The 13,437-nt window shown below is 60.3% G+C and carries 9 protein-coding genes and 1 tRNA gene; all 10 read left to right on the top strand.

Going from position 1 to position 13,437, the window contains the following annotated elements:
• Position 1: 1 nt before the first annotated feature.
• Positions 2–78: transfer RNA gene (locus E3W21_RS17920), tRNA-Asp, on the top strand.
• Positions 79–472: 394 nt separating this feature from the next.
• Positions 473–982 (top strand): sigma-70 family RNA polymerase sigma factor, encoded by a 510-nt coding sequence (locus tag E3W21_RS17915; RefSeq protein ID WP_134421312.1) that lies wholly within the window; start codon positions 473–475, stop codon positions 980–982.
• Positions 979–1,929, top strand: a complete 951-nt coding sequence (locus tag E3W21_RS17910; protein WP_134421311.1) for a FecR domain-containing protein — start codon at positions 979–981, stop codon at positions 1,927–1,929. Before E3W21_RS17915 ends, E3W21_RS17910 begins: the two co-directional genes overlap by 4 nt.
• Before the next feature lie 67 nt (positions 1,930–1,996).
• Positions 1,997–4,420: a TonB-dependent receptor gene (locus tag E3W21_RS17905; protein WP_134421310.1), complete on the top strand. Its 2,424-nt coding sequence runs from the start codon at positions 1,997–1,999 to the stop codon at positions 4,418–4,420.
• Positions 4,421–4,775: 355 nt separating this feature from the next.
• Positions 4,776–6,149, top strand: coding sequence for a diaminobutyrate--2-oxoglutarate transaminase (locus tag E3W21_RS17900; RefSeq protein WP_134421336.1), 1,374 nt, complete (start codon positions 4,776–4,778; stop codon positions 6,147–6,149).
• Positions 6,150–6,362: 213 nt separating this feature from the next.
• Positions 6,363–8,147, top strand: a complete 1,785-nt coding sequence (locus tag E3W21_RS17895; RefSeq protein ID WP_134421309.1) for an IucA/IucC family siderophore biosynthesis protein — start codon at positions 6,363–6,365, stop codon at positions 8,145–8,147.
• Positions 8,140–9,351: a type III PLP-dependent enzyme gene (locus tag E3W21_RS17890; RefSeq protein WP_134421308.1), complete on the top strand. Its 1,212-nt coding sequence runs from the start codon at positions 8,140–8,142 to the stop codon at positions 9,349–9,351. The genes E3W21_RS17895 and E3W21_RS17890 overlap by 8 nt, the downstream gene beginning before the upstream one ends.
• Positions 9,348–10,775, top strand: coding sequence for a DHA2 family efflux MFS transporter permease subunit (locus E3W21_RS17885; protein WP_134421335.1), 1,428 nt, complete (start codon positions 9,348–9,350; stop codon positions 10,773–10,775). Before E3W21_RS17890 ends, E3W21_RS17885 begins: the two co-directional genes overlap by 4 nt.
• Positions 10,776–10,794: 19 nt before the next feature.
• On the top strand, positions 10,795–12,666 hold the full coding sequence (locus E3W21_RS17880) for an IucA/IucC family siderophore biosynthesis protein (RefSeq protein WP_134421307.1): 1,872 nt from the start codon (positions 10,795–10,797) through the stop codon (positions 12,664–12,666).
• On the top strand, positions 12,660–13,433 hold the full coding sequence (locus tag E3W21_RS17875; RefSeq protein ID WP_166793840.1) for an HpcH/HpaI aldolase/citrate lyase family protein: 774 nt from the start codon (positions 12,660–12,662) through the stop codon (positions 13,431–13,433). Before E3W21_RS17880 ends, E3W21_RS17875 begins: the two co-directional genes overlap by 7 nt.
• The last annotated feature ends 4 nt before the right edge of the window (positions 13,434–13,437 follow it).

Raw genomic sequence — 13,437 nt, 5'->3', positions numbered from 1 at the left:
CGCAGCGGTAGTTCAGTCGGTTAGAATACCGGCCTGTCACGCCGGGGGTCGCGGGTTCGAGTCCCGTCCGCTGCGCCATATCTGCCTCAAGGCCCACTGAACGCCTTGGAGCTACGAAGAAAGCTGCTGGTAAAGCCAGTGTCTACTTCGAGTCGATAGCAAAGACCCTGGTCGAAAGACCGGGGTTTTTTGTGTCTGCGATTTGGCTTTTCTCTCCTGCTCTCCGCAACCATGGGTATTCGCATCTGCCAGCCAAATGCGGCCGTGTGTCGAATTCTTACTCCTCTCGACGATTTCCCTTAATAACGCTCAGCCCTGATTAACCGGTAGCTGCGTGGCAGAAACACCAGTCTTTCATCCGCGTATTCAAGGTTTTCCTGGGGGCAAAACGCACAAAGCGCTTGGTTTGAAGTCTCAATACTAATTAGAATGAGTCGCATTTAAAATATTTCTTCGCGCAGGGTTCCTTTAGATGAGTGATGCAGCGATGCCGGCGGCGCAAACTTTCCACGACCTGTACCGCGACCATCGTGGCTGGCTCGAAAGCTGGTTGAGGCGACGCATGAGCAATGGCCATGATGCGGCGGACTTGAGCCAGGATACGTTCGTGCGTTTACTCGCCAGCTCCCAGCACATCGCTGACCTGCAAGAACCCCGCGCCTATCTGGCGACAGTCGGCAAGCGACTGCTCACCAACTTCTATAAGCGCCGCAGCCTGGAGCAGGCCTACCTCGACGCCTTGGCTCTGCTGCCCGAGGACTGCGTGCCATCCCCCGAGCAACGTTGGTTGCTGCTGGAAACCCTGCAAGCCCTGGATGAATTGCTCGATGGATTGCCGACCGCGGTGCGACGGGCGTTTCTCTGGAGCCAGTTGGAAGGCTTGGGTTATCACGAAATTGCCGAACGCCTGCAAGTCTCGGAGCGCACGATCAAGCGCTACATGGCGCAAGCCTATGAGCATTGCTTGCTGGTGGATTTGTGATCGGTTCGGCGCCTTCGGCTGAAGCCCGGCAAGTCGTGCGGGCTGCCGCTCAATGGCTGGCGCTCATGGAATCAGGCGCCGCCAATGAACGCGATCGTGCCAATCTGCAGCACTGGCGTGACAGCCATCCCAGCCACGAACAGGCCTGGCAGAAAGCCCAACTCTTGCGCCAACGCTTTGCCGACCTGCCGTCAGCACTGGCTATGGCCAGCCTGGATCGGCCGCAGACGAGTCGGCGCACGGTGCTCAAGCGCGCCGTCGGGGCGGTGGCGCTGGTGCCAACTGCTTGGCTGATCAGTCGGCAGCTACCTCTGGATGTCTGGCGCGCTGACCTGCGAACCGCGACCGGGGAGGGCAAAAAGGTCCAGTTGGCCGATGGCAGCTCGCTGCAATTGAACACCGCGAGTGCCGTCGATATCGACCTGAAGAACCGCCGGCTGAGACTCGTGGAAGGCGAAATAGCGCTGAATGTGCCCGGCACATCGCCACTGACGATCCAGACGCACTTCGGGCAAGTGGTCGTCAGTCAGAGCGAAGTGTGCGTTCGTCAGGGGCAGGCGGGGTGCAAGGTGTCAGTGCTTAAAGGCGCGGTGCAGTTGCAGCCTTTGCGCGGGCCGGTCTTTTCATTGCGCGCGGGCCAGCAAGTCAGCCTTCAGGCGATGGGCGCGGGCGCCGTAGAGCCTTTCGATGTGCTTGCCCCAGGCTGGCGCGACGGCGTGTTGATGGCACAGAACCAGCCCCTGGGCGATTTTCTGCGCGAACTCAGCACCTATCGTCCGGGATTGTTGCGCTGGGAACCGCAACTCGAATCCCTGCGCGTCACCGGCAGTTTCCGTCTGGAAGACACCGATCGCATCCTGACATTGTTGGCGGCCAGCCTGCCGCTGGAGGTGCATAGGCGAACCCGCTACTGGGTCACGTTACTGCCGCGCAAAAATAGTGTCTGAGGCCTGTCCCCTTTTTTCGCGTCGCTTGTCATTCAAGGCAAGTGAAACGAAATCAGAGAGATTCTCAATGCCCGTAGTGATGCCCTGCAGTACGCGTCTGGGTTCTTCCAGGCTGCGCCCGTTGTTGCACTTGAGTCTGTTGCTGAGTCTGAGTGCCTGTCCGTTGTTCATCACTGCCGGTTGGGCCGAAGACGCGCCTCGACGCAGTTACCAGGTGCCGGCAGGAAGCCTCAGCGCAGCGCTGACCCGTTTCGCCGGGCTGGCCGGGGTCAATCTGTCAGTGGACCCGGCACTGGTGGGCAGTCGCACCAGCCCTGGACTTTCCGGCGAGTACGCGGTGGAGGAGGGCTTTGCCCGACTGTTGCAGGGTTCAGGTCTGCAACTGCAGCCGGTAGGCGAAGAGGCGTACATCCTGACCCCGGCGCCAGAAGGCGGCAGCCTGCAACTGGGCGCCACCTCGATTCTCGGTGCCATTGACTCGGAGCACGGCGATCCGTATGCCGGCGGCCAGGTCGCGCGCCGCGGTTCACAGGGCCTGCTGGGCTCGAAAGACTTTATGGAAACGCCGTTCAGCATGACCACCTACACCAGCGAGGTGGTCAAAAACCAGCAGGCGCGTACCTTGGGTGACCTGATTGCCAACGATCCTTCGGTTCGCGCCACCAACCCGGCGGGTGGGCGCTATGAGCAGTTCACCATTCGAGGGTTGAGCCTGTTCAATAGTGATGTTGCCTACAACGGTCTCTACGGCGTCCTGCCGACCTATACGATCGACATGGAGATGGCCGACCGCGTCGACGTCCTCAAAGGCCCGAGCCAGCTCATCAACGGCATCTCGCCGCGGGGCAGCGTGGGTGGCGGGATCAACGTGGTGCCCAAGCGCGCGACCGACAAGCCCATCACTTCGTTCACCGGCAGCTACGCGTCCGACAACCAGGTCGGCGGTGCCGTGGATGTCGGCCGGCGCTTCGGTGAAGACAATAAGTTTGGCCTTCGTTTCAACGGCGTGAAGCAATCCGGCGACACCGAATGGGATCACCAGAATGTCGACCGCGAGATGGCCGTGCTGGGCCTGGATTTTCGCGGTGATCGTCTGCGGCTTTCGACGGACATCGGGCGCACCGAGCGTGATACCGACGCCCCGCAGGAGCGCGTACAGGTTGGCCCTAACGCGCAGGTTCCGCATGCCAGCGATGTGCGCCGCAACTATGCGCAGCCCTGGAGCAAGGCGAGTACCAACGACACTTTCGGCATGGTGAACGGCGAATTCGATGTCAGCGATTCCGTGATGCTGTACGGCGGTGTGGGCGCGCGCAAAAGTAACCATGACTTTCTCCGTCATGCCGTTTCGGTTACCAACAACGCTGGCAATTTCAGCGTTCTACCCCGTGACTTCACCCGTGACGAAAATGTCCGGACGGCTACGGCGGGGGTGCGCAACTGGTTCCATACCGGCCCGGTGAGCCATGAAGTCAACCTGGCTGCCAGCTATTACTACATGGACTTCGAAAATGGCGGCGCCCGTTATGCTGCGGCCAACAGCAACCTCTACAACCCCGTGGTAACACCAACGCCTGTTAGACCCACGCGACAGGATTCGAAGGTCTACACCGAAAACCGCTCCACCGGTGTGGCGCTGTCCGACACCCTGGGTTTCTTCGATGACCGGCTGCTGCTGACCCTTGGCGCCCGCTGGCAGCGCGTGAAGGTTGACGACTGGACCGATAACGTCAGAGGCGACACCGCCTACAATGAGGAAAAGGTTTCTCCGTCGGGCGGCATCCTGTTCAAGGCCACCGATAAGTTGTCGCTGTATGCCAACTACATGGAAGGCCTGAGCCAGGGCAAGATCGCACCGTCGACCTCGGTGAACGAGGACGAGATCTTCCCGCCGTTCATCAGCCGCCAGGTCGAGGTCGGTGCCAAGTATGACGCCGGTGCGTTCGCCGTCACCGCCGCCGTGTTCCGGATCAAGCAGCCGGCTTACGAGACCAACGCCACGACGCGCGTCTTCGGCCCGAACGGCAAGCGTGAGAACACGGGTGTGGAACTGAGCGTGTTCGGTGAACCGCTGGATGGTTTCCGTCTGCTCGGCGGTGTCATGTACATCGACAGCGAATTGAGTAACACCACCAATGGCACCTTCGACGGCAACCGGGCACCGGCCACGCCGAAATACAACGTCAACCTGGGCGCCGAGTGGGACGTGCCGACTGTACAGGGCCTGACCTTGACCAGCCGCGGCATTTATTCCAGCTCGCAGTACCTGGACCAGTCCAACAACAAGGAAATCGACTCCTGGGAGCGTTTCGATGTGGGCGCACGCTATGCGTTCAAGGTCGAGGAAAAGAACATCACCCTGCGTGCCAATGTCGAGAACGTGGCGGACAAGCGCTACTGGAGTTCGGCCGGGGCCTCGGATGACAGCGAGCCTGGCTTGACGCTGTCGACCCCGCGCACCTACCTCCTTTCGGCGACCGTTGACTTCTGATCCACCCGTGTCGTGCGCCTCAGGGATCGGGGCGCCATCGTTGGACCATGACCTGATTCGTATAGAGGAAGGACATATGCACCCCCTCAGTTAATGAACATTCAAGACACTTGCGTATAAGTCGCTATCTGTCGGTAGCCTATACCGAAGTTGTCAGTTGCATTAAAAGATCATGGCTAGATCATGGCACTTCCGGAGTTCATACCAGGTTTATTAACTTGGTTTTTTGCGTGTCTGATGGTTTTTAAAGTAGTTCAATTCGCTATATGTAAATTTCCAAATCGGTTGTAAGAATTAGTTGCAACAACTTGTTAATGAGAATAAGTTGCATATCGAATTTAACGAGGGTGAAGCGATGTTGAATGATGGCGTATTGCACTCTAATCCTTTGCAAAAAACCAATGCCGACTATTTGGCTCGACAAAGCAAGTTCGAATCTAATGTCCGTAGTTATCCACGCAAGTTGCCGCTGGCCATCGCCAAGGCGCACGGGCTCTGGGTGACCGATGTCGACAATACTTACCTCGACTGCCTGGCTGGCGCCGGTACTTTGGCCCTGGGGCACAATCATCTGGCCGTCATGGCCAGCCTCGACAGTTTCCTCGCCTCAGGCCTGCCGATGCATACCCTGGACTTGACCACCGCGGTCAAGGACGCTTTCAGCGAAACCTTGCTCAGCCTGTTGCCGAACCAGGGCCGTGATTACTGCCTGCAATTTTGCGGGCCGTCCGGGGCGGATGCGGTGGAGGCCGCGCTGAAACTGGCCAAGACCTACACCGGGCGCAACAACATCATCAGTTTCTCCGGGGCCTACCATGGCATGACCCACGGCGCCCTGGCCCTGACCGGCAACACCGCGCCGAAAAATGCCATCGCCAGCCTGATGCCCGGGGTGCAGTTCATGCCGTACCCCCACGAATACCGTTGCCCGCTGGGCATTGGCGGTGAGGCCGGGGTCGAGGCCTTGACCCACTATTTCACCCAGTTCATCGAAGACGTCGAAAGCGGCGTGTCACTGCCGGCGGCGGTGATCCTTGAAGCGGTGCAGGGTGAGGGCGGGGTCAACTGTGCCCCGGCGAGCTGGCTGCGGGCGATCCGCGAGGTGACGCGCAAGCACGGCATCCTGCTGATCCTCGACGAAGTGCAGACCGGTTTCGCCCGCACCGGCAAGATGTTTGCCTTCGAACACGCCTACATCGAGCCGGACCTGATCGTCATGTCCAAAGCGGTCGGTGGCGGTTTGCCCATGGCAGTGCTGGGCATCCGTCGTGAATTCGACGCCTGGGAGCCAGGCAACCACGCCGGCACCTTCCGCGGCAACCAGATGGCCATGGCCGCCGGGCTGGCCACGTTGCAGGTGCTGCAGCAACAAAACCTCGCCGCCCAGGCCGAGCGCCAGGGCCAGTGGCTCAAGGACCGACTGGTCGAGTTGCAGGCGCATTATCCGGCCCTCGGCCAGGTGCGCGGTCGCGGCCTGATGCTGGGCATCGAGATCGTCGACGAGCGCCAGCCGGCTGATCGCCACGGGCATTTCCCGATGGACCCGGCGCTGGCCGCGGCCATCCAGCAACAGTGCTTCAAACAAGGCCTGTTGCTTGAGCGCGGCGGGCGTAAGGGCAATATCATCCGCTTGTTGCCACCCTTGATTATCGACGATGAACAATGCCAGCAAGTGATCCAGCGTTTTGATAACGCGATGGCTGCCGCGTTATTGCAGTTGCGCCGTTGAATTAATCAATCGTAGTTGCTTTAGCAGTCCGCCGAATTGCAGTTTGATGAGGTTGCTGTAAGTAACTTTGATGGTCGTCTGATTGTTTAAAAAAGGTTCAGTGAAGTGATGTCGTTACGTGGGGTTTCGTCGGCTGTTAAACAGGTCGATCAGCAACTAATTTTTTCGCCATATAACGTGTCCAGTGGCCTCGCGGGCTACTGTGGAGCACCCATGAATCATCCAGATCGCAGTGTTTTATCGAATATGGTCAGTGAGTTGGCGACGACGCGTGCGTTGCTTAATTGTTTGATCAAAGAGTTTGCCTTGCCGGAAAACTGCCTCAGTTACAGTTGGCCGACGCAGATGCAAGGTATCGCCCCGGGCAGTTACCTCGAGGGCCTGGAATGGAAGGGCATTCCGCTGACCATCAAGCTGCCCAACCAGCAGCAGTTCTTTGTAATGGTGGACCGCCGTGATGGTCTCGGCAGTCACCGTTACCTGTCGGACGTTTATGCCCGGCGTGGCGAAGGCGACTGGTCGTGCCTGAGGTTTACCGAGTTCGTCGAGCAGTTGCTCACGGCGTGCGAACAGATGACCCGCGCCAGCAACGACGAGTTGCTGGATCAGGTGTTGCAAAGCCAGTTGCTGACCGCGGCCATCGTCGGCCACAACATGGACGGCCAGCACCCGGCACCGCTCAGCGGTTACCTCGCCAGCGAGCAGGGTTTGTGGTTCGGTCATCCGAACCACCCGGCACCCAAGGCGCGCCTGTGGCCCGCTCATCTGGCCCAGGAAACCTATGCCCCGGAGTTCCAGGCCCGCACGCCGTTGCACCTGTTCGAGGTGCCGCTGGAAGGATTGAGCGTCGGGGCCAACGGCCTGAGCAAAGCCCAAGTGCTGGCCGGTTTTGCCGATCAAGCGCAGGCGCGGCCGGGGCACGCGGTTATCTGCATGCACCCGGTTCAGGCTCAGCTGTTCATGCAGGATGGCCGGGTTCAGCGTTTGTTGAAATCCGCGGCCATCGTCGATCTTGGCGCCACAGGGCTGATGGCCAACCCCACGGCGTCCATCCGAACCTGGTACATCGAGGGCCATGAGTTCTTCATCAAGGGCTCGCTGAACGTGCGCATCACCAACTGCGTCAGGAAAAACGCCTGGTACGAACTGGAAAGCGCACTGATGATCGACCGAGTCTTTCGTAACCTCCAACTGACCCGGCCCGAAACCCTTGGCGGGCTTTCGGTGGTGGCCGAGCCGGGCAATCTGAGCTGGGCGCCGCAACAGGCCAGCGAAGCCGATAACCACTGGTTCCGCGAACAGACCGGGGCGATCCTGCGGGAGAACTTCTGCCTCGACACCGGCACCGACTGCAGCATCATGGCCGGTACGTTGTTCGCTCGTGGCCTGCATTTACCGCCCTTGGTGCATGAGTTCCTGAGCCGGTTCAACGGCAATGACATCGACGATCAACAGCTGTTGAGCTGGTTCGACGACTATCAGGCGCTGCTGCTACGGCCGGTGCTGGCGCTGTTCTTCAACCACGGCATCGTGATGGAGCCGCACTTGCAAAACAGCGTGCTGGTGCATGACAACGGTCGTCCACAACGCTTGCTCCTGCGGGATTTCGAAGGGGTCAAACTGACCGACGAACTGGGTGCTTACCGGATCGACGCAGATGTTCATCCACGGGTGCGTGAGTCGCTGCTCTATTCCCGCCAGCAAGGCTGGAATCGCATCGTCTATTGCCTGTTCGTCAACAACTTGTCCGAGGCTGTGCTGGCCCTGAGCTGGGAACGTCCGCACCTGGCGCCGCTGATGTGGCAACGGGTGGAGCAGCAATTGATCAGCATCCGCGCCGAATTGACCCGCGCTGCGCCGGAGTTGGATGCGCTGATCGCCGGTCAGCCGATTGCCTGCAAAACCAACCTGAAAGTCCGTCTGGCCGCCAAGGCCGATCGCCAGGCCAGCTACGTCAGTCTGGTGTCCCCGTGGGGCAAGGAGGCCAAACATGGATAAGCTGCCCGCAGCGGTCGTGGCCGCTATCGACGAAGCCCGCGCGCAACACGAAGACCCGCTGGCGCTGTTCATCTATGACCTGGATGCGCTGAAACAGCACGTGGCGCAGGTGATGGCGGCCCTGCCCGAAGGCGTAGAGCTTTACTACGCGATCAAGGCTAACAGCGAACCGCAAATCCTTGCCGCCGTGGCGCCGTTGGTGCACGGGTTCGAGATTTCCTCCGGCGGCGAGATCGATCGTCTCCAGGCCTGCCCGACGCGCAAGCCGTTCATCTTCTCCGGCCCCGGCAAACTGGACTCCGATCTGCGTTCGGCGCTGCAACATCAGGTCGAAGCGATTCATATCGAAAGCCTGAATGAAATCGTCCGCCTGCAACGGCTGGCACTGGAAGCGGGGCGCGTGCAAGACGTCTTGCTGCGGATCAACCCCGAACTGCCTTCGCCGCTCTCCAGCAAACTGGCGATGGCCGGCACGGCCACGCCGTTCGGGATCGATGAGTCGGAACTGGCTCAGGCGGTCAGTTGGGTCGATAACGCCAGCCACCTGCGGCTCAAGGGTTTCCATGTGCATGCGATGTCCCATCAGTCGCTGGTGGAGCGCCATGAACAATTGCTCGATCTGTACCTGCAGCGCTGGCCGCAATGGAAGGCGTTGTCGGCCGATCCTGCTGCGATCACTCACCTCAATGTGGGCGGTGGCATCGGCGTTAATTACCTTGGGCCGCAGCAATTCGATTGGCAGCGTTTGTGTACGCATTTGGGGCAAAGCCTGGCAGCCTGTGCCGATGCGCCCATCGTGCGTTTTGAGCCCGGTCGTTTCATCAGCGCCTTCTGCGGCTATTACGCCATTGAAGTGCTGGACAAGAAAACCAGTCACGGCAAGCACTTCCTGGTCTGTCGGGGCGGTACCCATCAGTTCCGTTTGCCGGTTGCCCAGGGACATGATCACCCGATCATTCATCTGCCCCGGCATCGCTTAACGTCAGCGGCGACACAACAGAACTGGACCGTCGTGGGGCAGCTCTGCACGCCCAAGGATGTGCTGAGCCGCGATTGCCCGCTGACTGGCGTCGAAGTCGGCGACATGCTGGTGCTGCCCCTGGCCGGTGCCTATGGCTACAACATCTCCCATGCCGACTTCCTCTGTCATCCGCGACCACCGCAGGTGTTCCTGCACGATGCCGGAGTCGCCCCGTGGGATTGACGTTTGCCGTGCCGCGCTGGTTGGTGGTGGTCAATGTGTTGTTGGGCACGCTGACGGTCAGCCTGAACAACAGCTCGCTGAATCCGGCGTTGCCGGCATTCATGGAGGCCTTTCAGATCGGTCCGCTGTTGGCCACCTGGATTGTTGCTGCGTTCATGGTGAGCATGGGCATGACCATGCCACTCACCAGTTTTCTCAGCCAGCGGGTGGGGCGCAAATCCCTGTATTTGTGGGGCGTGGCGTTGTTTGTCTGCGGTTCGCTGCTGGGAGTGCTGGCCAACTCCATCGCGCTGGTGATTGCCGCGCGCGTGGTGCAAGGGATCGCCAGCGGGCTGATGATTCCGCTGTCGCTGGCGATCATTTTTTCGGTGTACGCCAAGGGCGAGCGGGGCAGGGTCACCGGCCTGTGGGGCGCGGCGGTCATGCTGGCGCCGGCATTGGGGCCCTTGTGCGGGAGCCTGATGCTGGAGTGGTTCAGTTGGCGCTCGCTGTTCCTGATGAATGTGCCGATTGGCCTGCTGGCGCTGATCCTGGGCGTCGGCGTTTTGCCGGCTTCTGAAGCATCGGAACGCAAACCTTTCGACCTGGCGGGTTACCTGTTGATCGCGACGGGCATCGGTCTGCTGATGATTGCCGTTGGCCGTCTGCGCCATGCCGAAGCCCTCACTGATCCGCTCAACCTTGGCATGCTGCTGGCGGCCATTCTGTGTCTGGTTGCGTTTGTACGACTGGAACTGAACCGAACCGCGCCGTTGCTCAACCTGCGGATCTTTGCCCTGCGCGGTTATCGCTTGAGCGTGATCATCGCGGTGGTGCAGTCGGTCGGCATGTTCGAATGCCTGGTGCTGCTACCGCTGCTGGTGCAAGTGGTGATGGGCTACAGCGCTATCTGGACCGGCCTGTCCCTGCTGTGCACGGCGATGTTCGCCAGCCTGTTCGGGCATCTCGGCGGTAAGTGGCTGGACCGACACGGCCCTCGCGGGGTGGTGCTCTGGGGGCTGCTACTGACCGGGGGCGCCACCCTGGGATTGGGCATGCTGGGGGCTGGCGCTTCAATCGGTGTGGTGTTTTTTCTGATGATGGTCCGCGGCGCCGGGCTGGGCCTGTCCTATATCCCCATCACCACCGCCGGGCTCGATGCGCTGCCTGAACCGATGGTCACTCAAGGCGCGGCGATGAACAACATTTCCCGTCGTCTCGTTTCGTCGCTGGCCATCGTGATTGCCTCCCTGTGGCTGGAATTCCGCCTGACTGCCGAGACCGGGGGCGGGGTGGTTTCGATGGCCAGCTCGGGGGCGATCAGCGAGGTCTTCTTGGCCACCGGCATCCTCATCCTGCTGGCATTGCCCTGTGCCTGGCGTTTTCCCGTTCACGCATCCGACGAGCCGGTCGAGGCACTGCCCTCGGCCCTCGAACACCGTTAATTCTTTCACGGACAAGGTTATGACTATGGCGACTTCTTCACAGGCAACACATCAGGCTGCGGATTCTACGCCAGACGTCTGGCTGGCGACGGCCGATCCGCGCCACTATCGGCAAGTGGAACAGCGCGTGGTGGGCCAACTGCTGCAAACGCTGCTGTATGAAAACGTCCTGCCGTATCACCATTCGCCGCTCGATGGCGGCCAGCACCGTTTTGTCGTCAGCGGCTTCGATGCGCAGCAACAACCGGTGGAGTACCACTGCAGCGGATTGCTCAGCGCCAGCTTCGAGCTGATTCGCCTCGACTATGCCAGTCTCGAACGCGTTGACGCGTTGGGCGCACGCAGTCGGCCGCATCTTCATCAAGCATTGGCGGAGCTACTGAGCGAACTTCAGGACAGCCCGCACCTGCCACGCTTCACCCATGAACTGGAGCAGACCCTGCTCAAGGATCTGCAATCGCGCAGTCAGGGTTACCAAGCGGCAAAGCCAACCCATCAACTGAATGTGGATGCGCTGGAACAGCACTTCATGGACGCCCACAGCTATCACCCTTGCTACAAATCGCGCATCGGTTTCTCGCTAAAGAACAACGCCAGTTACGGACCGGAATTTGCCGCGCCCATCGCCATTGTCTGGTTGGCGGTTGCGAAAACTTGCGGGGCAATGAACATCTCGCAGCACCTGGATTACGACGGATTTATCCAGCAGGAATTCGGGCTTCAACGCTGGCAGCAACTCGCTGAGAACCTCACCGACCAAGGCAAGGCGATGGGCGATTACTGGCTGATGCCGGTGCACCCGTGGCAGTGGGAAAACATCATCGTTCCCGTGTTCTACCCAGAACTGGTCAGCGGTGAAGTGATCTATCTGGGCACTACGGATGACCGTTATCAGGCGCAACAGTCGATCCGCACCCTGGCCAACGTCACTGAGAAAAAGCGGCCTTACGTCAAGCTCGCACTGAGCATGACCAACACCTCCAGCACGCGAATTCTGGCCCGGCATACGGTGATGAACGGCCCGATCATCACCGACTGGTTGCAGCAGTTGATCGGCAGCGACAGCACTGCCCGTGACCTTGGCTTTGTGATTCTCGGCGAAGTGGTCGGCGTCAGCTTTGACTACGATCACCTGCCCGCCACGCGGATGTCCCAGGCCTACGGCACGATGGGCACCCTGTGGCGCGAGAGCATTCACCAGTACCTGCAAGATGATGAGCAGGCGGTGCCGTTCAATGGTCTGAGTTCCGTGGACAATCGCTACGGATCGGGTGAGCAGACCCCGTTCATCGACGCCTGGATCGCTCAATACGGCCTGCACGCCTGGACACGCCAACTGTTGCAGGTGGCGGTGTCGCCGATTATTCACATGCTGTATGCCGAAGGCATCGGCATGGAATCCCATGGGCAGAACATCGTCCTGATCGTGAAGCAGGGCTGGCCGCAACGTATTGCCCTGAAAGACTTCCACGACGGCGTGCGCTATTCACCGCAGCACCTGGGGCGCCCCGATCTGTGCCCGACCCTGGTGCCGCTGCCCGCCAGCCACGCCAAGCTTAACCGCAACTCGTTCATCCTCACCGACGACCTGGATGCGGTCCGGGATTTTTCCTGTGACTCGTTCTTTTTCATCGCCCTGGCCGAGATGGCGATCTTCCTGCATCAGCACTATCAGCTGGAAGAGGCTCTGTTCTGGAAAATGACCGCTGAGGTGATCACCACCTACCAGTCCGACCATCCGCAACACCGCCCGCGTTATGCAGCGTTTGATGTCTTCGCGCCGTTCTACGAAGTAGAGGAGCTGACCAAGCGCCGCCTGCTGGGCGACGGTGAACGTCGTTTCAAATCGGTTCCCAATCCGCTGCACGCGTTCCGGCCGCAATCATGCTGAGGACCAATCTGCTCAAGCAGAAGCTCAGAACAGGTGAGCCGGTCTACGGCCTGATCAGCTCGATTCCGTCGCCAGCGGCCATCGAATTGATTGCCGAGGCCGGTTTCGATTTCGTGATCATCGATATGGAACACGTGCTGATCAATCCCGAGACCGTGGAGAACATGATCCGCACCGCCGAGAGTTACGCGCTGACCCCGCTGGTGCGGGTGGCGGACCTCAACCCGAAAACCCTGCTGCGCCTGCTCGATGGCGGCGCACAGGGCATTGTCTTGCCGATGATCGAAGGCCCCGAGCCTTTGGCCGAAAGCATTCGTGCCTGCAAATACCACCCGCAGGGCACCCGCAGCCTGAATGCCGGTCGCCCCGGTGCCTTTGGCAAACACAGCCTGGCGGAGTACGTCGCGCTGGCCAACGAGCAAATCATGGTCGTGGCGATGATCGAAAGTGCCGAAGGGGTGCGTCGGGCGGCGGAAATTGCCGCCGTGCCCGGCCTCGACATGATCCTCGAAGGGGCCGCCGACTTGTCGCAATCGATGGGCCTGCCCTGGCAGATCGACCGACCCGAGGTGCAGCAAGCGCTGCTCTCCAGCTGGCAAGCGGCGAGTGCCGCGGGCGTGCCGTATTGCGCGATTCCACGTCAGCCGGGCGACCACGAACGGTGGTTGAGCCGGGGCGTTAAAAGTTTTGTTTTGGGTGACGAGCGTGGCATCGCTTTTCGTGCCCTCCAGGCCAAATTGGCCGCCACTTCAGCAGAAGGAAAATAATCGG

Source organism: Pseudomonas sp. F01002, from assembly GCF_004402115.1.
Classification (GTDB): domain Bacteria; phylum Pseudomonadota; class Gammaproteobacteria; order Pseudomonadales; family Pseudomonadaceae; genus Aquipseudomonas; species Aquipseudomonas frigoris.
Note: the sequence above shows the minus strand (reverse complement) of the source record. Positions and strands in the feature narration are given on the sequence as shown.